Origin of the sequence: Pseudomonas sp. AU12215, assembly GCF_001675465.2 — a bacterium.
Lineage (GTDB): Bacteria > Pseudomonadota > Gammaproteobacteria > Pseudomonadales > Pseudomonadaceae > Pseudomonas > Pseudomonas nitroreducens.
Genome location: NZ_MACM02000007.1, coordinates 86,067 through 111,007, shown reverse-complemented (window position 1 = coordinate 111,007; position 24,941 = coordinate 86,067). Strand labels below are relative to the sequence as shown.

At 66.5% G+C, this 24,941-nt stretch carries 20 protein-coding genes; 17 read left to right on the top strand and 3 right to left on the bottom strand.

The annotated features are described in order from the left end of the window. Nucleotides 1-85: 85 nt before the first annotated feature. The 5 genes from A9513_RS02380 (at nt 86) to A9513_RS02360 (ending at nt 6,762) form a co-directional block, all read left to right on the top strand. Nucleotides 86-1,087, top strand: a complete 1,002-nt coding sequence (locus A9513_RS02380; protein ID WP_024762742.1) for an HlyD family efflux transporter periplasmic adaptor subunit — start codon at nt 86-88, stop codon at nt 1,085-1,087. Continuing rightward, nucleotides 1,087-2,886 carry an ATP-binding cassette domain-containing protein gene (locus A9513_RS02375; protein WP_065083884.1) on the top strand — a complete coding sequence of 600 codons (1,800 nt, stop codon included), beginning with the start codon at nt 1,087-1,089 and terminating at the stop codon, nt 2,884-2,886. Before A9513_RS02380 ends, A9513_RS02375 begins: the two co-directional genes overlap by 1 nt. Next, the gene (locus tag A9513_RS02370; RefSeq protein WP_024762740.1) at nt 2,883-4,013 is read left to right on the top strand and encodes an ABC transporter permease; all 1,131 of its coding nucleotides are present in this window, start codon (nt 2,883-2,885) and stop codon (nt 4,011-4,013) included. Before A9513_RS02375 ends, A9513_RS02370 begins: the two co-directional genes overlap by 4 nt. 147 nt (nt 4,014-4,160) lie before the next feature. Beyond that, on the top strand, nt 4,161-5,264 hold the full coding sequence (locus A9513_RS02365) for an ABC transporter permease (RefSeq protein WP_065083883.1): 1,104 nt from the start codon (nt 4,161-4,163) through the stop codon (nt 5,262-5,264). A gap of 10 nt (nt 5,265-5,274) precedes the next feature. Further along, nucleotides 5,275-6,762 (top strand): efflux transporter outer membrane subunit, encoded by a 1,488-nt coding sequence (locus tag A9513_RS02360; RefSeq protein WP_065083882.1) that lies wholly within the window; start codon nt 5,275-5,277, stop codon nt 6,760-6,762. 2 nt (nt 6,763-6,764) lie between these two features. On the opposite strand, the gene A9513_RS02355 is transcribed toward A9513_RS02360, so the two are convergent. Continuing rightward, nucleotides 6,765-7,385, bottom strand: coding sequence for a DUF4157 domain-containing protein (locus A9513_RS02355; RefSeq protein WP_024762737.1), 621 nt, complete (start codon nt 7,383-7,385; stop codon nt 6,765-6,767). A gap of 271 nt (nt 7,386-7,656) precedes the next feature. On the opposite strand from A9513_RS02355, the gene A9513_RS02350 reads away from it, so the two are divergent. From A9513_RS02350 to lysA, 11 genes are all read left to right on the top strand, one after another. Continuing rightward, nucleotides 7,657-8,061 carry an SgcJ/EcaC family oxidoreductase gene (locus A9513_RS02350; protein WP_024762736.1) on the top strand — a complete coding sequence of 135 codons (405 nt, stop codon included), beginning with the start codon at nt 7,657-7,659 and terminating at the stop codon, nt 8,059-8,061. Continuing rightward, entirely contained in the window at nt 8,058-8,543 is a 486-nt protein-coding gene (locus A9513_RS02345; RefSeq protein ID WP_065083881.1) for an ATP-binding protein, read from the top strand. Before A9513_RS02350 ends, A9513_RS02345 begins: the two co-directional genes overlap by 4 nt. 57 nt (nt 8,544-8,600) lie before the next feature. Beyond that, on the top strand, nt 8,601-9,539 hold the full coding sequence (locus A9513_RS02340; protein ID WP_065083880.1) for a class I SAM-dependent methyltransferase: 939 nt from the start codon (nt 8,601-8,603) through the stop codon (nt 9,537-9,539). Between the two features lie 190 nt (nt 9,540-9,729). After that, nucleotides 9,730-11,379, top strand: coding sequence for a VRR-NUC domain-containing protein (locus A9513_RS02335; RefSeq protein ID WP_065083879.1), 1,650 nt, complete (start codon nt 9,730-9,732; stop codon nt 11,377-11,379). After that, on the top strand, nt 11,376-13,691 hold the full coding sequence (locus A9513_RS02330) for an ATP-dependent DNA helicase (RefSeq protein ID WP_065083878.1): 2,316 nt from the start codon (nt 11,376-11,378) through the stop codon (nt 13,689-13,691). Before A9513_RS02335 ends, A9513_RS02330 begins: the two co-directional genes overlap by 4 nt. A 334-nt stretch (nt 13,692-14,025) precedes the next feature. After that, a complete protein-coding gene (imuA, locus tag A9513_RS02320) occupies nt 14,026-14,640 on the top strand; it encodes a translesion DNA synthesis-associated protein ImuA (RefSeq protein WP_024762730.1) in 615 nt (204 codons plus the stop codon). A gap of 7 nt (nt 14,641-14,647) precedes the next feature. Then, the gene (locus tag A9513_RS02315; RefSeq protein WP_024762729.1) at nt 14,648-16,057 is read left to right on the top strand and encodes a DNA polymerase Y family protein; all 1,410 of its coding nucleotides are present in this window, start codon (nt 14,648-14,650) and stop codon (nt 16,055-16,057) included. Then, nucleotides 16,054-19,146 (top strand): error-prone DNA polymerase, encoded by a 3,093-nt coding sequence (locus tag A9513_RS02310; protein ID WP_065083877.1) that lies wholly within the window; start codon nt 16,054-16,056, stop codon nt 19,144-19,146. The genes A9513_RS02315 and A9513_RS02310 overlap by 4 nt, the downstream gene beginning before the upstream one ends. Before the next feature lie 296 nt (nt 19,147-19,442). After that, nucleotides 19,443-20,045 carry a hypothetical protein gene (locus A9513_RS02305; protein WP_065083876.1) on the top strand — a complete coding sequence of 201 codons (603 nt, stop codon included), beginning with the start codon at nt 19,443-19,445 and terminating at the stop codon, nt 20,043-20,045. Nucleotides 20,046-20,159: 114 nt separating this feature from the next. Further along, entirely contained in the window at nt 20,160-21,095 is a 936-nt protein-coding gene (locus tag A9513_RS02300; protein ID WP_024762252.1) for a LysR family transcriptional regulator, read from the top strand. 79 nt (nt 21,096-21,174) lie between these two features. Then, the gene (gene lysA, locus A9513_RS02295; protein ID WP_024762253.1) at nt 21,175-22,419 is read left to right on the top strand and encodes a diaminopimelate decarboxylase; all 1,245 of its coding nucleotides are present in this window, start codon (nt 21,175-21,177) and stop codon (nt 22,417-22,419) included. Between the two features lie 182 nt (nt 22,420-22,601). Here lysA and A9513_RS02290 read toward each other — a convergent pair whose 3' ends face one another. Next, nucleotides 22,602-23,030, bottom strand: coding sequence for an Lrp/AsnC family transcriptional regulator (locus A9513_RS02290; protein WP_037006486.1), 429 nt, complete (start codon nt 23,028-23,030; stop codon nt 22,602-22,604). A gap of 17 nt (nt 23,031-23,047) precedes the next feature. Then, a complete protein-coding gene (locus tag A9513_RS36370; protein ID WP_255302811.1) occupies nt 23,048-23,173 on the bottom strand; it encodes a hypothetical protein in 126 nt (41 codons plus the stop codon). A 79-nt stretch (nt 23,174-23,252) separates the two neighbouring features. Here A9513_RS36370 and A9513_RS02285 point away from each other — a divergent pair, with 79 nt between their 5' ends. Then, nucleotides 23,253-24,935, top strand: a complete 1,683-nt coding sequence (locus A9513_RS02285) for an NAD(P)/FAD-dependent oxidoreductase (RefSeq protein ID WP_065083875.1) — start codon at nt 23,253-23,255, stop codon at nt 24,933-24,935. Nucleotides 24,936-24,941: the final 6 nt, after the last annotated feature.

The following is a 24,941-nucleotide window of genomic DNA, read 5'->3' as shown; positions in this document are numbered from 1 at the left end:
GCGTTTCGCCATTGATACAGGTCCCCATGCTTGGCGTGGAACTGTCTATCCTTCATCGGGCTGTTACGAAACAGGGAAGGCCTGAATGCCTAAGAAGCTGGTGCTGGTGGCGCTCGTGGCGCTGCTGCTGGGGGGCGGAGTGTGGTGGTACCTGCACTCGCGCGCGAGTGACGACAAACGCCTGGTGCTCTACGGCAACGTGGACATCCGCCAGGTGTCGCTGGCCTTCACCGGCAGCGAGCGCATCGCGAAGATGAATGTCGAGGAAGGCGACCCGGTGAAAGCCGGCGACGTGCTGGCCAGCCTCGATACCCGCACCCTGCGCCTGCAGATCGACAAGGCCCAGGCGCAGATCGCCGCCCAGGAACAGAACCTGCTGCGTCTGAAGAACGGCTCGCGCCCCGAGGACATCGACCGCGCCAAGGCCCAGGACAAGGCCGCCCGCGCCCAGCTCGACCTCGCCAACACACAGTTGCGCCGCCTGCAGAATATCCGCGCCAGCAGCCCGGGCGGCCGTGCCGTGAGCCAGCAGGACATCGACAGCGCCACCTCGCAGCAGAAGGTCGCCCAGGCCGAGCTGGAAGACCGCCAGAAGTCCCTGCGCCTGGCGCAGATCGGTCCGCGCGCGGAAGACATCGCCCAGGCCGAAGCCCAGCTCGCCGCCGCCCGCGCCGATGTGGCGCTGCTGCAGCACAACCTCGACGAGGCCGACCTCAAGGCGCCGCAGAACGCCACCGTACGTTCGCGCCTGCTGGAGCCCGGCGACCTGGCCTCGCCGCAACGCCCGGTGTACTCCCTGGCGCTGACCGATCCGAAATGGATCCGGGCCTATGTCAGCGAAACCAACCTGGGCCGCATCAAGCCGGGGCTCAAGGCACAGGTGTTCACCGACAGCCATCCGGACCAGGCCATCGACGGCCACGTCGGCTTCATCTCCTCGGTGGCCGAGTTCACTCCAAAATCCGTGCAGACCGAAGAACTACGCACCAGCCTTGTCTACGAAGTCCGTGTGCTGGTGGCCGATCCGGACAATCGCCTGCGCCTGGGTATGCCGGCCACGGTGCGCTTCGCCGACGAGCAACGCTGATGACCACGACTCCGGCAGGCCGCGAAGAAGGCCCGGTCATCCGCGCCGAGGGCCTGGCCAAGCACTTCCTGGTGAAGAAGTCGGGCAAGGCCGTGCAGGCACTCAAGGACATCAGCCTGGACATCCCGCGCGGCCAGCTCACCGCACTGGTCGGTCCGGACGGCGCCGGCAAGACCACCTTCCTGCGTCTGGTTGCGGGGCTGCTGCAAGCCGATTCCGGCACCCTGACCGTGCTGGACCTGGACGTCCACGCCCACCCGCAGCAGGTTCAGGACCGCATCAGCTACATGCCGCAGCGCTTCGGCCTCTATGAAGACCTGAGCGTGCAGGAGAACCTCGACCTCTACGCCGACCTCCACGGCGTGCCGCACAAGGCGCGCCAGGAACGCTACCAGCGCCTGCTGGAGATGACCGATCTGGCCCGCTTCACCGACCGCCCGGCGGGCAAGCTCTCCGGCGGCATGAAACAGAAGCTCGGGCTGGCCTGCACCCTGGTGCGCTCACCGGACCTGCTGCTGCTCGACGAGCCTACCGTTGGCGTCGACCCGCTGTCGCGCCGTGAGCTGTGGGAAATCATCCAGCAACTGATCGAACAGGAACAACTCAGCGTGCTGGTCTCCACCTCCTACATGGACGAGGCCGAGCGCTGCGCCGAAGTCTTCCTGCTGCACCAGGGCCAACTGATGGCCAAGGGCGACCCGGCATCGATCCGCGAGCACGCCGACAACCTCTGCTTCATCGCCACCCCGCCCCCGGACGAACCTGCGCGCACCTTGCAGGCGCGGCTGCTGGACGACCACCAGAACATCGTCGATGCCGTGCCGCAATCGGGCGAAGTGCGCTTCATCCGCCAGCCCGACGCGGATCAGGGCAAGCTCGACCAGCTACTCGATGGAGCCCCGGTACACCAGGTGGACGCGCGCCTGGAAGACGGTTTCATGTTCCTGCTGCGCGCCCGCAGCGATGCCGAGAAAGTCGACATGGAATCGCTCAAGGCCGGCACCCGTCGCCACGGAGAGGGCCACGCCGACAGCGACGAAACGGTGATCGAAGTGAAGGACCTGGTGCGCAAGTTCGGCGACTTCACCGCCGTGGCCAGCACCAGCTTCAGCGTGCACCGCGGGGAAATCTTCGGTCTGCTCGGCCCCAACGGCGCCGGCAAGACCACCACCTTCCGCATGCTTTGCGGGCTGCTGCCGGCCACCAGCGGCACGCTGCAGGTGGCCGGCGTCAATCTGCGCCACGCGCGGGCCCAGGCGCGGCGCAAGGTCGGCTACGTGTCGCAGAAGTTTTCCCTGTACGGCAACCTTTCGGTGGCGGAGAACCTGCGCTTCTTCGGCGGCGCCTATGGCCTGGGCGGCAGGCAGCTGAAGCAGCGGATGGCCGAGGTTTCCCGCCAATTCGACCTCGCCGGGCAGGAGGATTCGCCCAGCGGCCAGCTGCCCGGCGGCTTCAAGCAGCGCCTGGCGATGGCGGTGGGCCTGCTTCACGAACCGGAAATCCTCTTCCTCGACGAACCCACCAGCGGCGCCGACCCCCTCGCCCGCCGCGGCTTCTGGCAGCGCATCACGGCGCTGGCGGCGTCCGGCACCACCATCATCATCACCACGCACTTCATGGAAGAGGCCGAGTACTGCGACCGCATCGTCATCCAGGACGCCGGCAAGCTGCTGGCCATGGGTACGCCGCGGGAAGTGCGCGAACAGGCCGGCGGCAAGGGCAGCACGCTGAACATGGAGCAGGCCTTTATCGAAATTGTGGAGACCAACCGCCAGCACGCCAAGGCAGGCACGGCATGAGCGCCGGCGGCTTCTGGCGGCGCCTGGCCTCGCTGACCCGCAAGGAAGTGCGGCAACTGGTGCGCGACCGCAGCAACCTGCTGATCGGCATCGGCCTGCCCATCGCGCTGATCCTGATCTTCGGCTACGGCCTGTCGCTGGACGTGAAACGCGCCATCGTCGCCATCGTCCTCGACGATCCCTCCCCCGTGGCCCGCGATGTGGCCGCCGGGATCAGCCGCACCGAATACCTGGAGCCGCACCTGGTGCGTTCGTTCGCCGAAGGCGAGAAGCTGATGCGAGCCCGCGAGGTCGACGCGGTGGTGCAGTTCCCTTCCGATTTCACTCGCAATCTCAACGATGGCCATGCGCAGATCCAGGTCCTGGTTCAGGGTTCGGACGCCACCCGCGCCGCCAGTGTCTCCACCTACGTCAGCAGCGCGCTGGCGGGCTACGCCGAGAAGCAGGCCGACCGTGGCGCCGGCTCAGCGAGCCAGGCTGGCGCGGTCACCATCGTCCAGCGCATGTGGTTCAACGCCGCCAACACCAGCACCTGGTACCTGGTGCCGGGGCTGATCGTGCTGATCATGACCCTGGTCGGCGCCTTCCTCACCGCCCTGGTGATGGCCCGCGAATGGGAGCGCGGCACGCTGGAAGCACTGTTCGTCACGCCGGTGCGCCCGGTGGAAATCCTCCTGGCGAAGATCATCCCCTGCTTCGGCATCGGCATGATCGGCCTGGCGCTGTGCCTGCTCGCCGCACGCTTCCTGTTCGACGTGCCGATCTACGGCTCCTTCATCGTGCTGGTGATCTCCTCCATGCTCTACATGCTGGTGGCGCTGGGCATCGGCCTGCTGATCTCGGCGGTGACCAAGAACCAGTTCCTCGCCAGCCAGATCGCCCTGCTCGCCAGCTTCCTGCCGGCGATGATGCTCTCGGGCTTCATCTTCGACCTGCGCAACGTACCGACCGCCATCCGCGTGATCGGCAACCTGTTGCCGGCAACCTACTTCATGGAGCTGGTGAAATCCCTGTTCCTGGCCGGCGACTTCTGGCCGATGATCTTCAAGAACTGCGCCATCCTCGCCGCCTACGCCGTCGCGCTGCTGGGCCTGGCGCGGCTGGTGACGCGCAAGCGGCTGGACTAGAACGTGTTCAAGGTCTCGCCGAGCGCAGCCCAGACAAGGCGGAAACGGGCGAAAAAGCGCAGTTTACGTGCCGTAAATGAGCATTTTGAGCCTGTTTCCAACACAGTATGGGCAAGCGCAGGCAGACATTGAGCAGGTTCTGACGACATGGAATTTCTCTGGCGCATCCTCAACCTCTGGCGCAAGGAACTGCTGGTGATCCTCAAGGACCCGGCCAACCGCATCGTGCTGGTGGCGCCGGTGCTGATGCAGAGCGTGCTGTTCGGCTACGCCGTGACCTTCGACCTCAACGACGCCCCCTACGCCATCCTCGACCTCAGCCACAGCGAATCCTCCACCCGCCTCGCCTCGCGCCTGGACGGCAGCGGCATCTTCCACCGGGTGGCGACCCTGACCCGCGTCGAGGAAATCCAGACGGTGATCGACGAGCAGAAGGCGCTGCTGGTGATCCACATCCCGTCGGACTTCCAGACCCGCCTGACCCAGGGCGACCCGGCGCCGATACAGGTCATCCTCGACGGCCGCAACTCCAACACCGCCGGCTCCGCCGCTGCCGGGCTCGCCGTGGTGGTGGACCAGTTCAACCGCGAACAGGGCCTGGCCTCGGCGCCCATCAGCGTGGTCAGCCGCTCCTGGTACAACCCCAACCTGGAAACCCGCTGGCCGCTGATCCCCGCGCTGATCGCCACCCTGAGCATGATGCAGACGTTGATGCTCACCGCACTCTCGGTCGCCCGCGAACGCGAACAGGGCACCTTCGACCAGTTGCTGGTGACACCCTACACGCCGCTGGAAATCATGTTCGGCAAGGCCATCCCACCGCTACTCATCGGCCTGGTGCAGGCCACGCTGGTGCTGCTGATGGCGCTGTTCTGGTTCCGAATACCCATGGCCGGCTCGCTGATCAACCTCTATGGCGGGCTGACGGTCTTCACCATCGCCTGCGTCGGGCTGGGCATGTCGATCAGCGCCGTGTCGCTGAACATGCAGCAGGCGATGCTCTACACCTTCGTGCTGATCATGCCGCTGACGCTGCTGTCCGGCCTCGCCACGCCGGTGCGCAACATGCCCGAGTTCCTGCAGATCGTGACCTACGCCAACCCGCTGCGCTTCGGCATCGACCTGATCCAGCGGGTGTACCTCGAAGGCGCGACCCTGGCCGACGTGGGGCTCAACCTGATCCCCATGCTGGTGGTTGCTGCGGTCACCTTGCCACTCGCCTCGTGGCTGTTCCGCCACCGGCTTGCGTGAGAGAAAGAAGATGAAGCGCAACCTCACTCCCGCTGCAATTGTCGTTATCACCCTTGGTGGATGCGCCGTCGGCCCCGACTACGAAGCGCCGAAAACCCAGGCACCGGCGAGCTGGCAGGCCGCCCACGCCGGCGCCGGACAACTGCACCCGGTGGAGGGCAGTACCCGGCTCAGCGAGGACTGGTGGACCCTGTTCAGCGACCCGGTGCTGAACAACCTGCAACGCCGCGCCGACAAGGCCAGCCCGGACCTCAAGACTGCCGTGCTGCGCTTCGCCCAGAGCCGCCTGCAGCGGCAGATGGTGGCGGCCCAGCGCGGCGTCGACGTCAACGCTTCGGCCGCTGTGAATCGCCAGCGCCTGAGCGAGAACGGCTCCAACGCGCTGATGATCCAGCGCATCGCACCGACCGGTGACAGCGGCCAGATCGCCAAGGTCCTGGCCGAACCCTTCACGCTCTACCAGGCCGGCTTCGACGCTTCGTGGGAGCCCGACCTGTGGGGTCGCATCCGTCGCTCCATCGAGGCCGCCGATGCCAGTGTCGATGCACAGCAGGCGATGTTGGAGGAAACCCGCCTGGGCATTTCGGCGGAACTGGCCCGCAGCTACTTCGAGCTGCGCGGCGTGCAGCAACAGATCGCCGTGGCGCAGCAGGACATCGCCGCCACCGAGGAATCCATGCAGCTGATCCAGGTGCGGGCTGATGGCGGGCTGGTGGATGATTTCGACGTCGAACGCCAGCGCGGCCAGCTCGCCGAGCTGCGTTCCAGCCTGCCGCCACTGCAGGCCAGCGAGAGCGCGGCGATCAACCAGATCGGCGTACTGATCGGCGCCGAGCCGGGCAGCCTGCGCGAGGACCTGAAACCCGTCGCGCAGACTGCGCCGCAGGCACCGGACCTGAGCCTCGGCCTGCCCTCGGAAGTGGCGCGCCGGCGCCCGGATATCCGCGCCGCTGAAGCCCAACTGCACGCCGCCACCGCCAACATCGGCGTGGCCGTGGCCGACCTCTATCCGACCATCCGCCTGGGCGCACATTTCGGCTACGAGTCGGTGGAAGACAGCAAATTCGGCGATTGGGGAAGCCGGACCTGGACGGTCGGCCCGAGCCTCTCTCTGCCGATCTTCGACAACGGCCGGCGTCGCTCGCAGATCAATCTGCGCAAGCTGGAACAGCAGGAAGCCGCCGTGTCCTACCAGCAGACCGTGCTCAAGGCCTGGCAGGAAGTCGACGACGCGCTGAGCCACTACGGCGCCGAACGCCAGCGCAACCAGCGCTTGCAGGAAAAACTGCGCAGCAGCGATATCGCCTATGGGATGGCCAAGGCGCGCTATGCCGGCGGCATGACCGACTTCCTGGTGGAACTGGACGCCCAGCGCGCCTACCTGCAATCACGCCGCAACGTGGTGGACAGCGACACCCAGCTGCGCCTGACGCTGATTGCCCTGTGCAAGGCACTGGGCGGCGGCACGCCGACGCCCGAGGCCAGCGCCAGCCGCTGAGGTCAGTTCTTCTGTGCGGTGACCTTGCCGTCGCGCAGGTCCTTGGCGACCCGCCGCTGCATCTCGTAGGCCGGAGCCTCCACGGCGTCGAAATCGTCCGTGTAACGCGTGGCGAAGCCCTGCACACCCCATTCCTGATACTGCTTCACGTGCCACAGCTCGTGGGCCCAGAGAGCGACGTCCTTCTGCGCGTCCTCTTCGCTGCGGAAGACGATCACGTCCACCAGGGTGACAGCCTCGGTGTCGGGGTTCTGCATGATCGCCTGGCCGGCGTTCAGGTCGTCCAGTGCGCCAATGGAATAACGCGCAGCCATCAGCACGTCATCGGCGAAGTAGGGCTGCAACTGAGCACGGATTTCCAGCGGCATCGGTTCGGTGCCGCCCTGCACAGCCTGATCGCGGGACTGCTGGAGCCACACGCCCAGCGCCTGGGCCGCCACCTTGCGGGTGTCGGTGAGTACTGGGCCGAGCACGGCGCCGAGGTCTGGCAGGCACATACAGGTATCCAGGCAGACCTGGCGCTGCCCTGACGGGCAAGTCACCGCCAGGGCATCGACGGAAACGGCCAATCCGGCAAGCAGCGCCAGGGCGCGCAGGATGCGGGTTGGGCAAAGGGATGACATGAATGGCTCCGCTACAACGTGGAGGAAGGCATGGCCTTTTGGACCACAGGCCGGCGCGATCATGCCATGCCGCCGGCAAAAAAAGAGGGCTGGCGCGACCGGTGAGACTTCTGCTAGCTTCTGCCCCATGAATGCCGCCAACCGTACCTTCCAGCAGATTATTACCACCATCGCTCCGATGGTGGGTTAGCGCATTCCGCAAACAACCAAACCCGCCTCCCGGCGGGTTTTTTAATGCCCGCCGTCCGAGGCTCCGATCAAGGAGACACCGATGGACCAGGCATTCCCCCCACCACAGCACCCGCTGCAAGCGCTCATCCAGGCCGCCGACGAAGCCATCGGCCGCGAGGACTTCGACGCGCTGATCGACTTCTACACCGACGACGCCCTGCTGGTGGTCAAGCCCGGCCTGTTCGCACGCGGCAAGGGGCAGATCCGCCAGGCCTTCGTCGCCATCGCCGAGCACTTCGGGCACAACCTGCGGGTGCGCCAGGGGCGCCTGGAAATCCTCGAGACCGGCGACACCGCCCTGGTCGTGGCGCAGACCCTGCTCGACACCAGCCACGGCAAACTGACCCGCCGCGCCACCTACGTCTTTCGCCGCGAGGCCGACGGCGCCTGGCGCTGCGCCGTGGACAACTCCTACGGCACCGACCTGCTGGAGGCCACGACATGAATACCGGCACATTGCACCTGCTGTGCGGCAAGGCGGCGTCGGGCAAGTCCTGCCTGGCGCGGGAGCTGGCCCAGGCGCCGGGCACCGTGATGCTGGCCGAGGAACAGTGGCTGGCCGAACTGTTCCCCTGGGGCATCAGCAGCCCCGACGACTACCAGCTCTACGCCCGCCGTGTACGCAAGGTGATGGGGCCGCACGTGGTCGGCCTGCTGCGCGCCGGCACCAGCGTAGTGCTGGATATTCCCGCCAATACCCTGGCCGACCGCCGCTGGCTGATCGACCTCGCGCAACAGGCCGGCGCGGCGCATTGCCTGCACTTCCTCGACATCGACCCGGCCACCTGCCGCAGCCGCCTGCTGGCGCGCCATGCCATCGCCCCGCTGGCGGCCCCGCTGGACCCGGCCGGCTACGAGGCGCTCAACCGCTACTTCGTCGCCCCGCGCCCGGAGGAAAAACTGCGGGTGCAGCGCCATGGCGGCTGAGCGCGTAGAATCGCCGCCCCGATCCGCCGAATCAGCCTGTGTAGAAAGACCCGAAGCATGAACACCGACGCCATCGCTACCCTGCGCGAGCAACTGCTTGCGGCCCTGAACCCCGCCCCCGCGGAGACCCGCCGCCTGTTCCACGGCCGCGGTCGGCGCTGGCCGGGGCTGGAGCAGTTGACCGCCGACTGGCTGGAAGGCGTGCTGCTGGTTTCGCTGTTCCGCGAACCTGCCGAAGGCGAGCTGGCGGCACTCAGGACGATGCTGGTCGAACTGGCGCAAAGCGAAACCTGGCGCGCCACCGGCGCCCGCAGCCTGATGCTGCAGCACCGCTACACCCTGGAAAGCACCATGGAAGTGCTTCATGGCGAAGCCTTCGACGGCTGGCAGATCAGCGAACACGGCCTGCGCTACCAGCTGGACCTGGGCCGCAAGCAGAACAACGGCCTGTTCCTCGACATGCGCTACGGTCGCCAGTGGGTACAGGCCAACGCCAGCGGCCTGCGCGTACTCAACCTGTTCGCCTACACCTGCGGCTTCTCCGTGGCGGCCATCGCCGGCGGCGCGCAGAAGGTGGTCAACCTCGACATGGCCCGCGCCGCGCTCAGCCGTGGCCGCGACAACCACCGTCTGAACGGCCACGATCTGTCCAGGGTGAGCTTCCTCGACCACGACCTGTTCAAGTCCTGGGGCAAGGTGAAGAAGTCCGGCCCCTACGACCTGATCATCATCGACCCGCCGAGCTTCCAGAAAGGCAGCTTCGTCCTCGACAAGGACTACGCCCGCGTCCTGCGCCGCCTGCCGGAACTGCTGGACGGCAGCGGTACCGTACTGGCCTGCGTGAACGACCCGGCCGTTGGCGTCGACTTCCTGCTCCAGGGCATGGCCACCGAGGCGCCGCAACTACGTTTCATCGAGCGCCTGGAGAACCCGCCGGAATTCGCCGACATCGAGGAAGACAGCGGATTGAAGGCACTGGTATTTCGTCTCGATTGATCCGTAGGGCGCATAACGCCAACGGCGTTATCCGCCGTTTCATCGCTCCGGGGCACCTGAACGGCGGATAACCGTGAACGGTTATTCGCCCTACGCATGCCATACCTCCCGATGAAAGGCCGCACTACCCCTTGCGGCCAAGCCTTCACCACGCCATCCTTGGCACTGTATGTAAAACCAGTGCCCGCCGATGTCTGCGCCGCTCGACCCCAGCCTCTATTACCTGACCAACTTCCACCGCGCCCTCGACTGGATCGACGAGCGCTACGCCGACCTGCTCGACGCCGAGGAAGCCCGGTTCATCGCGGACTTCCGCGCGCTGCCGCTGCCCTCGCGGGCGCTGCTGGTACGCCTGGTCATGCGCAAGGGGCCGCACTTTCGCGCCAGCAAACTGAGCTATGCCGAGATCGGCGATATCCCCGAGGCCGCCGCGCCGCTGCTGGAGCTGGGCTGGCTGAGCGACGACTACCCGCTGGCACTGGACGAACTGCTGCCGTTGCTGCTCAAGGACGAACTGCTCGCGCGCTTCCGCGACGACCTGCCGCGCGGCTCGCTGAAGAAGGCCGAGTTGTACGAGTACCTGCACGCCTATCACGAGCAGGTGCAGCCATTCGACAGCTGGTACCCGGACCTCGACCGCCTCTATACCCTCATGGCGACGCCGCTTTGCGACCGTCTGCGCCTGCTGTTCTTCGGCAACCTGCAGCAGGACTGGTCCGAATTCGTCCTCGCCGACCTCGGCATCTTCCGCTACGAAACCGTCCCCTTCACCCCCGATTCCCGCGCCTTCCGCCGCCGCGATGAACTGGAGGCCTACATCCACCTGTGGAATGGCGCCGTCCGCTTCGACGCCGGCGAATCCATCGCCGAGCTGCTGGTCGAACTGGGCGAGTTCCGCAGCGACAACGCCTACCTGCAAGCCCGCCACGCCCGCCTGTTGTACCGCATGGCCTATCAGCTGGAGCGTGAAGGCGAGCTGGACGCCGCCCTCGCGCTCTATCGGCAAACTTCCGCAGGTGGCTCGCGGCAGCGGCAGATCCGCGTGCTGGAACGCCTGCAGCGCTTCGAGGATGCGCATGCCCTGGCCCAGGCCGCACTGACCGCGCCGGAAAGCGACGGCGAGCTGCAGCTTGTGGAGCGCGCGCTGACGCGACTGGTCCGCCAACTCGGGCTGCCGAAGGAAAAGGCGGCCAAGCCCGTACCACCGTTGCGTATCGACCTGGAACTGCCGCGCCCCGACGTCAACGTCGAATTCGCCGTGCAATCCGTGCTCCACGAGGAAGAGGCGCCAGTGCACTACGTGGAGAACGCGCTGGTCTGCAGCCTGTTCGGCCTGCTCTGCTGGGACGTGATCTTCGCCCCGCTGCCCGGCGCCTTCTTCCACCCCTTCCAGGCCGGGCCCAGCGATCTGTATCGCGGCGATTTCGTCAGCCGCCGCGCCGAAGCCTTCGCCGCGCGCCTGGCACTGCTGGACAGCGACGCCTATCTGGCTGCGATCCGTGAGACTTACGCCGCCAAGCACGGCATCCTCTCGCCCTTCGTGCACTGGGAGCTGCTCGACGAGAGTCTGCTGACACAGGCCCTGCACTGCCTGCCGGCGGCGCACCTGAAGCTGTGGTTCGCGCGCCTGCTGGCCGACCCGAAGGCCAACCGCGCCGGCATGCCCGACCTGATCCAGTTCTGGCCCGGCGAGGCGCGCTACCGGATGATCGAAGTGAAAGGCCCCGGCGACCGCCTGCAGGATAATCAGAAGCGCTGGCTGGCCTTCTGCGCCGAGCACGGCATGCCAGTGGAAGTCTGCTACGTGCGCTGGCAGGGTGAGGCGGACGAAAGCCAATGAGCTACGCCGTCGCCGTGCGCGCGCTGTGCGAATTCACCGCCAAGGAAGGTGACCTCGACCTGCGTTTCACCCCCGCGCCCACCGCTCAGGAAGGCATGGCCGGGCACGCCACGGTGGTCTCGCGCCGGGGCCTTGGCTATATCGCCGAGTTGCCGCTGCGCGGGGAGTATCCGGGGCTGGTGGTCAGCGGCCGCGCCGATGGCTACGACCCCGACGCCAACCTGCTGGAAGAGATCAAGACCCACCGCGGCGACGTCGCGCGCATCCCGCAGAACCACCGGCTGCTGCACTGGGCACAGGTGAAGGTGTACGGCTGGCTGCTGTGCCAGACGCTGGAGACCGACGCCATCGATCTCGCCGTCGTCTACTTCAACGTCATCACCCAGAAGGAAACGGTATTCCGCGAGCGCTTCGTCGCCGATGACCTGCGCACCTTCTTCGAGCTGCAATGCAGCCGCTTCGTGAAATGGGCCGAGCAGGAAAGCGCCCACCGCATCGAACGCGACCAAGGCCTGGAGGCGCTGCGCTTCCCCTACGCGGACTTCCGCCAGGGCCAGCGCATGCTCGCCGAATCGGTCTACCGCGCCGCCCGCGACGGCCAGACGCTGATGGCCCAGGCCACCACGGGCATCGGCAAGACCCTCGGCACGCTGTTCCCGCAGCTCAAGGCGTTCCCCGGGCAGAAGCTGGACCGGCTGTTCTTCCTCACCGCCAAGACTCCCGGCCGGCGCCTGGCCCTCGACGCCCTGGCGACGCTGCGCCAGCAGGACGCCGCGCAGCCGCTGCGGGTGCTGGAGCACGTCGCCCGCGACAAGGCCTGCGAGCACCCGGACAAATCCTGCCATGGCGACTCCTGCCCCTTGGCCAAGGGTTTCTACGACCGTCTGCCCGCCGCCCGCGAGGCCGCGCTCAAGCATCGCTGGCTGACCCAGGAAGCACTGCGCGACGTGGCGCTGCAGCACCAGGTCTGCCCCTACTACCTGAGCCAGGAACTGTGCCGCTGGGCCGACGTGGTGGTGGGCGACTACAACTACTATTTCGACATGAGTGCCCTGCTCTACGGCCTTACCGTGCTCAACGAGTGGAAGGTCACCCTGCTGGTGGACGAGGCGCACAACCTCATCGAGCGCGGCCGCGGCATGTACAGCGCCGAGCTGGACCAGTCCGAGTTCAACGCCCTGCGCAAGGTCGCCCCGGCCGGGCTGAAAGGCGTGCTGGAGCGCGTCGGCCGCCACTGGAACCAGATGCACCGCGACCAGGAGGTCGACTACCAGATCTACCCGACGGTGCCGGACCTGTTCATCGCCGCGCTGCAGAAAGCCGTCAGCGCCATCACCGACCACCTCACCGACCAGCCCACCGGCAACGAGGCCGAACTGCTGCGCTTCTACCTCGACGCCATGCTGTTCTGCCGGCTGGCCGAAGCCTACGGACCGCACTCGCTGTTCGACATCACCCGCCACGACGGCAGCGGCCAGCGCACGCTCTCCACCCTGTGCCTGCGCAACGTGGTGCCGGCGCCCTTCCTCGAACCGCGCTTCGAGGCGGCCCACAGCACCACGCTGTTCTCCGCCACGCTGAACCCGGCCAATTACTACGCCGACCTGCTCGGCCTGCCGGAAGACACCACCTGGCGCGAAGTGGAATCGCCCTTCCGCGCCGAGCAACTGGAAGTCCATGCGCTGAGCAACCTGTCCACCCGCTACCAGCACCGCGAGGCCAGCCTGTCGCCGATCAGCACGTTGATGGCCCGGCAGTTCCGCACGCGCCCCGGCAACTACCTGGCCTTCTTCAGCAGCTACGCCTACCTGCAGCAGGCGCTGGAACGCTTCGCCGCCGAGCACCCGGATATTCCGCGCTGGGTGCAGTCGCGCAGCATGAACGAGCTCGAGCGCCAGGCCTTCCTCGACCGCTTCACCACGCACTCGCAGGGCATCGGCTTCGCCGTGCTCGGCGGCGCCTTCGGCGAGGGCATCGACCTGCCGGGCGAGCGCCTGATCGGCGCCTTCATCGCCACGCTGGGCCTGCCGCAGGTGAACGAGGTCAACGAGGAAATCAAGCAACGCATGCAGGCGATGTTCGGCGACGGCTACGACTACACCTACCTGTTCCCCGGCCTGCAGAAGGTCGTCCAGGCGGCCGGACGGGTGATCCGCACGCCCACGGATTCGGGGGTGATCTACCTGCTCGATGACCGTTTCAACCAGCCGGCGGTGCGGCGCCTGCTGCCGGGGTGGTGGAAGCCGGAGCGGCTGAGGTTCGTTGCCGATCCGCCGCGCTCGAAAACGCCGCAAGGTTTTTTGCTGCTTTGACCCTGCACTGTTCTCCCTAGACGGTCCTTATCCGCGAAGGCCGTCGCGGCGGATATGGCAGCCACAGAGATCTTCTTCAGTACATCGCCTGTCGACCATCCGCGGAGAAGCTCCGCTCCAACGCGAGCAGAAACGCTGGAGCCGGCCCTTCGAAGAGATCCGGCGCGTCCGAACAACCATCGGACCAACCGCCATTGACGGCATCTCCCCACTCGATAAACTGTATATCCATACAGTTATTTTCGAGCCATCCCATGCACTATCCATACCATCTTCTTCCCTGGCACTCCTGCCAGGCGCATGACCGTCGCCGTTCGCCGGTCGAGAGTGCATGATGGGCAGCGTGGTTGCGCTCGACACCCTGTTCCACCGGCGGCAGGTCTGGAAAGGTCAGCCCCAGGGGCTGCCGCCCAGCCAGCAACCCACCGGCCACGCCGCGCTGGATCAGGCCCTGCCCACCGGTGGCTGGCCGGAAGCCGCCCTCAGCGAAATCCTTCTGGCAGCAGAAGGCGTCGGCGAACTGCAACTGATCTGGCCGACCCTGGCACGACTCAGCGCAGCCGGCGAACGTATCGTGCTGGTCGCACCGCCCCACATCCCCTACCCGGCCGCCTGGCAGGCGGCTGGCGTGGAGCTAGATCAGATGAGTATCGTCCGCGCCGCTGGCCGTGACGCTCTCTGGGCTGCCGAACAGTGCCTGCGCTCGGGCAGTTGTGGTGCCGTGCTGTGCTGGCCGCAACAGGCCGACGACCGTGCCCTGCGTCGCCTGCAGGTGGCTGCCGAAACCGGGCAGACGCTGGCCATCGCCTACCGCTCGCAGCGTGAAGGGTTCAATCCCTCGCCCGCCGCCCTGCGCCTGGCACTGGACGCCAACCCGGCGCAATTGCGCGTGCTCAAGTGCCGTGGCGGCCTGGCGCCGACGCGGCCCATCCCGTTGCCCTGGCACTGAGGCCGTCATGCTCTGGGCCTGCATTCTCCTGCCACAGCTGGCAATGGACGGCGCGCTCCGTGGCCGTCCCGAGCCGGACGCCGCCCTGGCACTGCTCACCGGACCAGCGCAACGCCGCGTGTTGCAAGCGGTGAACCCGGCGGCACGGGCGCTGGGGCTCAAGCCCGGCCAGTCGCTCACCGCCGCCCAGGCCCTGAGCCGCGATTTCGAAACCGCCGAGTACGACCTGCGCGAAGTGCAGCGCTGGCAGGACCTTCTGGCCGCCTGGGCCTATGGTTTCAGCTCGCAGGTCAGCCAGCACTACCCGCGTGCGCTGCTGATGGAAGTGCAGTCCAGCCTGCAACTGTTCGGCCCCTGGCCACGCTTCGAGGCGCGCCTGCGCGAAGAGTTGAACGCCCTGGGTTTTCGCCACCGCATCACCGCTGCGCCCAATCCGGCCGCCGCGCGCATCCTCGCCAATGGCCACGATGGGCTGGCCATCCACGATAACGAGCAACTGCGTCAGTACCTGGGCAGGATGCCACTGGACCGCCTCGGCCTGGAGCGCAACGCCGCCACCTCGCTGAACCGCATGGGCCTGCGCAGCCTGCAGCAACTGCTTGCCCTGCCACGCGAGAGCCTGGCCCGGCGCTTCCCGCCGCAGGTACTGCGCCAGGTCGACACCCTGCTCGGCCAGCGCCCGCTGGCCCTGGAGTTCCACCGGCCACCGGACAGCTTCGAGTCGCGCATCGAGCTGAACTTCGACGTGGAATCCACCCAGGCCCTGCTCTTCCCGCTGCACCGCCTGACCGGCGACCTGGGCGCCTTCCTCGCCGGGCGCGACAGCGGCGTGCAGCGCTTCGTCCTGCACCTGGAGCACCACGACGGCCCGGACACCCAGATGCCGGTGGGCCTGCTCAGCGCCGAGCGCGAGGCGGCGATGCTCTTCGAGCTGAGCCGGGGCCGCCTGGAACAACTGCAACTGCGCGCCCCGGTACACAGCGTGCGGCTCATCGCCGACGACTTGCCGCCCTTCGTGCCGCAACACCGCGAGCTGTTCGACGACCGTCCGCAGCAATCCCAACCCTGGGAACAGCTGCGTGAACGCCTGCGCGCTCGATTGGGCGACGACGCCGTGCACGGCCTCGGCGCCTGCGCCGAACACCGCCCGGAGCGCGCCTGGCAGGGCAACTCCACACCGCGTCTGTCCATTACCGAGGTCCCGCGCCCCGGCTGGCTGCTGGCAGAACCGCAACCGCTGCGCGAATTCGCCCCCACCCTGCTGGCCGGCCCGGAGCGCATCGAGTCCGGCTGGTGGGACGGCGAGGACATCCGCCGCGACTACTACCAGGTACGCACCCGCAGCGGGCAGCGCGCCTGGGTGTTCCGCCCGGTGGGCGACGACGGCCCGTTGCTGCTGCACGGCTGGTTCGCATGAGCGCGCCGGTCGAAGGCATCGACTATGCCGAGTTGCACTGCCTGTCCAACTTCAGCTTCCAACGCGGCGCCTCCAGCGCGGCCGAGCTGTTCGAGCGGGCGAAGAAGCTGGGCTACCGCGCCCTGGCGATCACCGACGAATGCAGCCTGGCCGGCATCGTCCGCGCCTGGCAGGCCTCGAAGGAAACCGAGATTCCCCTGATCACCGGCAGCGAACTGAACATCGAGCAGGGCCCGAAACTGGTGCTGCTGGCGGAGAACCTCGCTGGCTACGAAAACCTCTGCCGCCTGCTCACCCACGCCCGGCGCCGCGCCGAGAAAGGCAGCTACCGCCTGGTACGCGCGGACTTCGACGGCAACCTCGACTACCTGCTGGCGATCTGGCTGCCGCGAGACGACCAGGATCAGGACGGCCTGTGGCTGCGCGAAAGCTTCCCCGAGCGCCTGTGGCTGGGCGTCGAGCTGCACAAGGGCCCGGACGACGCCGGCAAGCTGCATCGCCTGCGCGAACAGGCCGCGCGCCTGGCCATCCCCGCCGTGGCCTGCGGCGACGTGCACATGCATATCCGCGGCCGCCGCGCCCTGCAGGACTGCATGACCGCCATCCGCCAGCACCTGCCGGTGCACGAGGCCGGCCAGTATCTCTATCCCAACGGCGAGCGGCATTTGCGGCCGAGGGAGGCGCTGGCGGCGATCTATCCGGACGATTTGCTGGCGGAGACTTTGAAGATTGCCGAGCGTTGCACCTTCGATCTCGGTCAACTGGATTATCAGTACCCGCGCGAGCTGGTGCCCGAAGGTCACACGCCCACCACCTGGCTGCGGGAGAAGACCGAGGAAGGCATCCTGTGCCGCTGGAAAGACGGCGCCGATGCCGCCGTCCGCCAGCGTGTCGAGGATGAACTTGCGCTGATCGCCGAGCTTGAGTACGACAGCTACTTCCTCACGGTCTACGACATCGTCGCCTTTGCCCGCAGCCAGAGCATTCTCTGCCAGGGACGCGGCTCGGCGGCCAACTCGGTGGTCTGCTTCGCCCTTGGCATCACCGAGCTGGACCCGACCCGCGAACACGTACACCTGCTGTTCGAACGCTTCATCTCCCGCGAACGCAATGAGCCGCCGGACATCGACGTCGACTTCGAGCACGACCGCCGCGAGGAAGTCATCCAGTACGTGTTCCGCCGCTACGGCCGCACGCGCGCGGCGCTCACCGCCGTGGCCAGCACCTACCGCGGCGCCGGCGCGGTGCGCGACGTGGCCAAGGCGCTGGGATTGCCGCCGGACCAGGTCGGCGCGCTGGCCGACTGCTGCGGCGCCTGGAGCCGCGAAGCGCCGCCGCCCGAGCGCCTGAGAGAGGCCGGCTTCGACCCGGAAAATCCGATCCTGCGCCGCGTGCTGGCGCTGACCGGCCAGTTGGTCGGCTTCCCCCGGCACCTGTCGCAGCACCCCGGCGGCTTCGTGATCTCCCAGCAGCCGCTGGAAACCCTGGTACCGGTGGAAAACGCCGCCATGCCTGAGCGCACCCTGATCCAGTGGGACAAGGACGACCTCGACGCGGTGGGGCTGCTCAAGGTCGATGTGCTCGCCCTCGGCATGCTCAGCGCCCTGCGCCGCTGCTTCGACCTGATCGAGCGTTATCGCGGGGAACGCTACACCCTCGCTTCGCTGCCCCAGGAGTGCAAAAAGACCTATGAAATGATCAGCCGCGCCGACACCGTGGGCGTGTTCCAGATCGAATCCCGCGCGCAGATGGCCATGCTGCCGCGCCTCAAGCCCGAGACCTTCTACGACCTGGTGATCGAAGTGGCCATCGTCCGCCCCGGCCCGATCCAGGGCGACATGGTGCATCCGTACCTGCGGCGGCGGAACAAGGAAGAGCCGGTCGTCTACCCCTCCGAGGAGCTCAAGCCGGTGTTCGAGCGCACCCTCGGCGTGCCGCTGTTCCAGGAGCAGGTAATGCAACTGGCGATCATCGCCGCCGAGTACACGCCCGGCGAAGCCGATCACCTGCGCCGCTCCATGGCCGCCTGGAAACGCCACGGCGGGCTTGAGCCGCACCGCAAGAAACTGTTCGAACGCATGACCGCCAAGGGCTACAAGCAGGAATACATCGCCCGCATCTTCGAGCAGATCAAGGGTTTCGGCAGCTACGGCTTCCCCGAATCCCACGCCGCCAGCTTCGCCCTGCTCACCTACGCCAGCTGCTGGCTGAAATGCCACGAACCGGCGGCCTTCACCTGCGCCCTCATCAACAGTTGGCCCATGGGTTTCTACAGCCCCGACCAACTGTTGCAGGACGCCCGCCGCCACGGCCTGGATATCCGCCCGGTGGACGTACGCCACAGCCACTGGGACTGCACCCTGGAACCCATCGCCGAACGCCAGCCGGCAATCCGCCTTGGCCTGCGTCTGGTGCGTGGGCTACGCGAGGATGTCGCCAACACCATCGCCCAGGCGCGCGAACTACGTCCCTTCGTCGACGTCGCCGACCTCTGCCTGCGTGCCCATCTGGACCACCGTGCCCGTGAACAGCTGGCCGACGCCGGCGCCCTGCGCGGCCTCGCCGGCCACCGGCACAAGGCGCGCTGGGCGGTTGCCGGGGTCGAGCCGCAACTGCCGCTGTTCGCCGGCCAGGTCACCGAGGAAGCGCCGGTCAGCCTGCCGCTGCCCAGCCGCGGCGAAGACCTGCTGACCGACTACGCGACCCTGGGCACCACCCTCGGCCCGCACCCCATGACCCTGCTGCGCGGCGCCCTCAAGGCCCGTCGCTGCCGCAGCTCGCGGGACCTGCTCAAGCTCGAAGCCGATCGCCCGGTGCGCGTCGCCGGCCTGGTGGTCGGTCGGCAACGGCCGGGGACGGCCAGCGGTGTCACCTTCATCACCCTGGAAGACGAGTTCGGCATGATCAACGTGATCGTCTGGCGCGACCTTGCCGAACAGCAGCGCCGTCCCTTCCTCAGCGCCCGCCTGATGCAGGTGGACGGCACCCTGGAGGCCAAGGACGGCGTGCGCCATGTGATCGCCGGGCGGTTGACGGATTTGAGTAGACTGCTGGAGGGGTTGGATGTGCGGAGTCGGGACTTCCACTAACCGCTTGCATCCTGGCCTCAGCTCAGGCTTGGAACTTTCAAGAGCCGTACTGGAGTTTCTCGAACCAAACGTTCAGCGAAAGAAAAAGATGCATTTACCCGCACCGTGCCGACAAAACGAAACATCATTTTGATATCAGACATCATCCGAATATAGAGAGGCGCCGGTAGGAAAAAGCGGATTGAACAATATCTCCGCCCTCACATCGAGATCGACGGCCGATAATCCAGCTTGGTCTAGGATCACCATCAAGAAGATTAAACGCCGAAGAAATAGCGGCTGCGAAGGGATGTGGTATGAAGTTCTTCGAGAAACTCGATGCGTTCGCGGGCAAGGCCCGTCAGGAAAGTATCTCCAACAAAAACTCCAACACGACAGGCACTCGCTCGGTTCACGCCTTCCTCCGCTCCATCCTGGAGTACGGCATAGACAACCCCGACGAGATCATCTGCGACTACTCCTGCCGGATCGGCGAAAATCGGGTTGAACAGCTCGCCTACGCTATCGTCCTGGATCAGTCCATCCATTGTTTGGTCAAACAGGTCGAGCATGGAACGCGCATGGGTGCATTCCAGCGCAACGCCCTCTCCCGAGCCCACAACGCCTGCGCCGCTAGCCTTTCCATTCTCACGGATGGACAGGTCTATGAATTCTTCGCTGACCTGCTCACCCCCGGGATAATGGACAGAACCCCATTCCTCGTCGTCGATCTGCGAAACATCGATGCACCATCCGTATCCAAGCTCAAGCTCCTGACCAAGTCAGCCTATCGTTCGATTCCCACGACCCAGTCCCCGGAAGAGCTGAACTACATCAAATCGATCAGCCACGAGCTCAAAAGACGGATTACCAAGCCCGATGAAGACTTTATGAAGAACTTCTGTCGAGCCGGCCTGTAGCTCCTTCCGGCGGTTCACACGCGAAGAGCGACAACCAGGCGAATACCCATCGGTGGATTGATTTGAAGGTTGCAGCTTGGCAACCTGCTCTCCTCCACTGCCAGTACGAGTTCCATGATCACCCTCCGCCACATCGAAGTCTTCCGCGCGGTCATGACCACCGGCAGCGTCACCCGCGCAGCAACGTTCCTGCATACCAGCCAGCCCACCGTCAGCCGCGAACTGGCTCGGCTCGAGCAACTGGTCGGCTTCGAGCTGTTCCTGCGCGAGCGCGGGCGGCTGGCGCCGACGGCGCGGGCGTTGATGCTGTTCGAGGAGGTGGAGCGCTCCTTCACCGGACTCGACCGCATCGTCGCCTTCGCCGACAGCCTGGGGCAGTTCGCCGAGGGCAAGTTCTCCATCGGTTGCCTGCCGGCGCTGTCCCAGGCGCTGCTGCCGGAAGCCTGCAAGCGCTTCAGCCGGGAGAACCCGGCCATCAGCCTGGAAGTGGCGGCCCTGGAATCGCCGCACCTGGAGGAAGCCCTCAGCGCCCAGCACCACGATATCGGCCTGATCGAGAACGACGCCGCCCCGCGCGGCACCGAATTGCAGCCGCTGCTGGCGGTGGACGAAGTATGCATCCTTCCAGACGGCCATCCGCTGCTGGCCCGCGAGCGCCTGGAGACGGCGGATTTCGCCGGCCTGCCCTTCGTCAGTCTGGCCACCAGCGACCGCTACCGGCACCTGATCGACGCCGTGTTCCTCGGCGTCGGCGTGCAACGGCAGATGCAGGTGGAAACCCACAGCGCCGTCTCGGTGTGCAGCATGGTCCGCGCCGGTTTGGGCCTGGCCGTGGTCAACCCGATCACCGCGCTGATGTTCCAGGGCCAGGGCATCCAGCTGCGGCCGCTGGCCTTCTCGCTGCCGTTCCAGGTGAGCGTGGCGAAGCCGCTGTATCGCCCTGCTACCCCGCTGCGCGAGCGCTTCGTCGCGGCACTCCAGGCAGAAGCGGGCGTGCTGGTACAGCGCCTGCGCGAAGCCGGTGTGGGCTGCACCCTATATCAAAAATGAATTGATTGAATAACAAGCGGCATTATTCAGCCAATCAAAGGCCCGGTAGACTAGCGCCATCTATATTCGGAGCCCTTTCATGACTTTCCTCGCCCTGCCCCGCGCCGAACAGCTCGCCCTGCAATTCGGCACCCCGCTGTGGATCTACGACGCCGCCACCATCCGCGGTCAGATCGAGCGTCTGAAGAGCTTCGACATCATCCGCTTCGCCCAGAAGGCCTGCTCCAACCTGCACATCTTGCGCCTGATGCGCGAACAGGGCGTGAAGGTCGACGCTGTCTCCCAGGGCGAACTGCTGCGCGCCCTGGCCGCCGGCTATTCGTGCCGCGAGGATGAATCCGAGATCGTCTTCACCGCCGACCTGCTGGACCGCACCACCCTGGAAACCGTGGTCGAGCACGGCATCCCGGTGAACGCCGGCTCCATCGACATGCTCCGCCAGCTGGGCGAAGTCGCTCCCGGCCACCCGGTGTGGCTGCGCATCAACCCCGGTTTCGGTCACGGCCACAGCAACAAGACCAACACTGGCGGCGAGCATTCCAAGCACGGTATCTGGCACAGCGACCTGCGCGCCGCCCTGGACGTGATCCGCGAACGCGGCCTGCGCCTGGTCGGCCTGCACATGCACATCGGCTCGGGCGTGGACTACGGTCACCTGGCCCAGGTCGGCGAAGCCATGCTCGGCCTGGTGCAGCAGGTGAAGGACGCCGGCCACGACCTGTCGGGCATCTCCGCCGGCGGCGGCCTCTCTATCCCCTACCGCGCCGGCGACCCGGAAGTGGACACCGCACACTACTTCCAGCTGTGGGACAAGGCGCGCAAGGCCGCCGAGGCCGTGGTCGGCCACTCGCTGCACCTGGAGATCGAACCGGGCCGCTACCTGGTCGCCCAGTCCGGCTGCCTGCTCAGCGAAGTGCGCGCCACCAAGGACGCCGGCCGCAACCACTTCGTACTGGTAGACGCCGGCTTCAACGAGCTGATGCGCCCGTCCATGTACGGCAGCTACCACGGCATCCGCGTGCTGGCCGGCGACGTGGCCAGCCGCGAGGTGATCGACACCGTGGTGGCCGGCCCGCTGTGCGAGTCCGGCGACGTGTTCACCCAGGGTGACGGCGGCGTGGTCATCCCCCGCGCCCTGCCGCGCGTCCAGGTCGGCGACCTGCTGCTGATCGAGGACACCGGCGCGTACGGCGCGTCCATGTCGTCGAACTACAACAGTCGCCCGCTGATCGCCGAAGTGCTGCTGGAAGGCACCGAAGCCAGGCTGATCCGCCGCCGCCAGCGGGTGGAAGAGCTGCTGGCGCTGGAAGAAGACCTGGCCTGATTGCGGGCGTGGCCCATTACAGAGGCCATCGGCGCTGGGCGGTTCGCGAGCAAGCTCGCTCCTACAGTTCCATCCCGGTTTCGGAGTGCTTTTCGTAGGAGCGAGCTTGCTCGCGAACCCGCTCCACGCTGGCTCCGCCGGCGAGGAGCGGGCGAAGTTCTCCTACAAGGACAACAGCCCCCTCACCGATCGATGCGCGTCGACAGAATGATCGACGACATCGTCCGCTCCACCCCATCCAGCGCGCCGATGCGGTCCAGCACGGCGTCCAGGTCGCGGATCGACAGCGCCTCGACGATCACGATCATGTCGAAGTTGCCGCTCACCGAGTGCAGTGTCTTCACCTCGATGATCTTCTCCAACGCCTGCACCACCTGGTGCGACAGCTTGGGCAGCGCCGTCACCAGCACGTGGGCGCGCACCAGCGACTGGGCGTAGCTGTCCGATACCTTGATCGAATAGCCGCTGATGATCCCCTGCTGCTCCAACCGCTCGATACGGCTCTGCACCGTGGAGCGGGAAACCCCCAGCTTGCGCGCCAGCTCGGAAATCGACTCGCGGGCATTGGCGCGCAACAGGTTCAACAAGGCCGCATCGGCGTTTTTCGTCATATTGCTCATTGGATTGATCAATCTGCCTGAAAGCTTTCGCCAATCTTGCAGATTGCCGGATTCATTTCAACGACAAGCTTTGCAATAGTGATCGTCAAGGCGAGCCCACCAGCTCGCCATTTCTTTGCCCGCGCGCCGCTCATCGACTGGCTCCTGCGGGCCACGCAATGCCTTGCCAAGCTGGTCGAGACAGACCGGCAGACTGATAACCGGGAGATTCCAATGCACAAGAACCGCCATCCGCAGACCCCCGGCAAGAAACCGGTGACCATCTTCGGCCCGGACTTCCCCTTCGCCTTCGACGACTGGATCGAGCACCCCGCCGGCCTGGGCAGCATCCCGGCCGATAAACACGGCCAGGAAGTGGCCATCGTCGGCGCCGGCATCTCCGGGCTGGTGGCGGCCTACGAACTGATGAAGATGGGCCTGAAGCCCGTGGTCTACGAAGCTGCGAAGATGGGCGGTCGCCTGCGCTCGGAGACCTTCGAAGGCGCCGACGGGATCATCGCCGAGCTGGGCGGCATGCGCTTCCCGGTGTCCAGCACCGCCTTCTACCACTACGTCGACAAGCTCGGCCTGGAAACCAGACCCTTCCCCAACCCGCTGACCCCGGCGTCGGGCAGCACCGTGGTCGACCTGGAAGGCACCAGCCACTACGCGGAGAAGATCGACGACCTGCCGGAAATCTTCCGCGAAGTCGCCCAGGCCTGGGCCGACGCGCTGGAAGACGGCGCGCGCTTCTCCGAGATCCAGGACGCCATCCGCGAGCGCGACACGGTCAAGCTCAAGGCCCTGTGGGACGAGCTGGTGCCCAAGTGGGACGACCGCACCTTCTACGACTTCGTCGCCAGCTCCAAGGCCTTCTCCCGGCTGTCCTTCCAGCACCGCGAAATCTTCGGCCAGGTCGGCTTCGGCACCGGCGGCTGGGACTCGGACTTCCCCAACTCCATGCTGGAAATCTTCCGCGTGGTGATGACCAACTGCGACGACCACCAGCATCTGGTGGTGGGCGGCGTCGAGCAGGTGCCGCGCGGCATCTGGAGCCACGTACCGGAAAACTGCGCGCACTGGCCAGCCGGCACCTCCCTGGCCTCGCTGCACAACGGCGCGCCGCGCCCGGGCGTGAAGAAGATCGCCCGCGCCACCGATGGCACCTTCGCCGTCACCGACTACTGGGGCGATACCCGCCACTACGCGGCCGTCCTGGCGACCTGCCAGACCTGGCTGCTGACCACCCAGATCGAGTGCGAGGAAGCGCTGTTCTCGCAGAAGATGTGGATGGCCCTGGACCGCACCCGCTACATGCAGTCCTCGAAGACCTTCGTGATGGTCGACCGGCCGTTCTGGAAGGACAAGGACCCGCAGACCGGCCGCGACGTGATGAGCATGACCCTCACCGACCGCCTCACCCGCGGCACCTACCTGTTCGACAACGGCGACGACAAACCCGGGGTGATCTGCCTGTCCTACTCCTGGATGAGCGACGCCATGAAGATGCTCCCGCACCCGGTGGAGAAGCGCGTGCAGTTGGCCCTGGACGCGCTGAAGAAGGTCTACCCGAAGGTCGACATCGCCGGGCACATCATCGGCAATCCGATCACCGTGTCCTGGGAGGCCGACCCGCACTTCCTCGGCGCCTTCAAGGGCGCGCTGCCGGGCCACTACCGCTATAACCAGCGCATGTACGCGCACTTCATGCAGGACGACATGCCCGCCGAACAGCGCGGCATCTTCATCGCCGGCGACGATGTGTCCTGGACCCCGGCCTGGGTGGAAGGCGCGGTGCAGACCTCGCTGAACGCCGTGTGGGGCATCATGAAGCACTTCGGCGGCGCGACTCATCCGGAGAACCCCGGCCCTGGCGATCGCTTCGCCGAGCTGGGCCCGATGGCGCTGCCGGACTGAAGCCCG

Bases quoted from the DNA above. Each gene is read 5' to 3' on its own strand.
- A9513_RS02380 (WP_024762742.1), top strand. From the start codon at position 86: ATGCCTAAGAAGCTGGTGCTGGTGGCGCTCGTGGCGCTGCTGCTGGGG.
- A9513_RS02375 (WP_065083884.1), top strand. From the start codon at position 1,087: ATGACCACGACTCCGGCAGGCCGCGAAGAAGGCCCGGTCATCCGCGCC.
- A9513_RS02370 (WP_024762740.1), top strand. From the start codon at position 2,883: ATGAGCGCCGGCGGCTTCTGGCGGCGCCTGGCCTCGCTGACCCGCAAG.
- A9513_RS02365 (WP_065083883.1), top strand. From the start codon at position 4,161: ATGGAATTTCTCTGGCGCATCCTCAACCTCTGGCGCAAGGAACTGCTG.
- A9513_RS02360 (WP_065083882.1), top strand. From the start codon at position 5,275: ATGAAGCGCAACCTCACTCCCGCTGCAATTGTCGTTATCACCCTTGGT.
- A9513_RS02355 (WP_024762737.1), bottom strand. From the start codon at position 7,385: ATGTCATCCCTTTGCCCAACCCGCATCCTGCGCGCCCTGGCGCTGCTT.
- A9513_RS02350 (WP_024762736.1), top strand. From the start codon at position 7,657: ATGGACCAGGCATTCCCCCCACCACAGCACCCGCTGCAAGCGCTCATC.
- A9513_RS02345 (WP_065083881.1), top strand. From the start codon at position 8,058: ATGAATACCGGCACATTGCACCTGCTGTGCGGCAAGGCGGCGTCGGGC.
- A9513_RS02340 (WP_065083880.1), top strand. From the start codon at position 8,601: ATGAACACCGACGCCATCGCTACCCTGCGCGAGCAACTGCTTGCGGCC.
- A9513_RS02335 (WP_065083879.1), top strand. From the start codon at position 9,730: ATGTCTGCGCCGCTCGACCCCAGCCTCTATTACCTGACCAACTTCCAC.
- A9513_RS02330 (WP_065083878.1), top strand. From the start codon at position 11,376: ATGAGCTACGCCGTCGCCGTGCGCGCGCTGTGCGAATTCACCGCCAAG.
- imuA (WP_024762730.1), top strand. From the start codon at position 14,026: ATGGGCAGCGTGGTTGCGCTCGACACCCTGTTCCACCGGCGGCAGGTC.
- A9513_RS02315 (WP_024762729.1), top strand. From the start codon at position 14,648: ATGCTCTGGGCCTGCATTCTCCTGCCACAGCTGGCAATGGACGGCGCG.
- A9513_RS02310 (WP_065083877.1), top strand. From the start codon at position 16,054: ATGAGCGCGCCGGTCGAAGGCATCGACTATGCCGAGTTGCACTGCCTG.
- A9513_RS02305 (WP_065083876.1), top strand. From the start codon at position 19,443: ATGAAGTTCTTCGAGAAACTCGATGCGTTCGCGGGCAAGGCCCGTCAG.
- A9513_RS02300 (WP_024762252.1), top strand. From the start codon at position 20,160: ATGATCACCCTCCGCCACATCGAAGTCTTCCGCGCGGTCATGACCACC.
- lysA (WP_024762253.1), top strand. From the start codon at position 21,175: ATGACTTTCCTCGCCCTGCCCCGCGCCGAACAGCTCGCCCTGCAATTC.
- A9513_RS02290 (WP_037006486.1), bottom strand. From the start codon at position 23,030: ATGACGAAAAACGCCGATGCGGCCTTGTTGAACCTGTTGCGCGCCAAT.
- A9513_RS36370 (WP_255302811.1), bottom strand. From the start codon at position 23,173: ATGAGCGGCGCGCGGGCAAAGAAATGGCGAGCTGGTGGGCTCGCCTTG.
- A9513_RS02285 (WP_065083875.1), top strand. From the start codon at position 23,253: ATGCACAAGAACCGCCATCCGCAGACCCCCGGCAAGAAACCGGTGACC.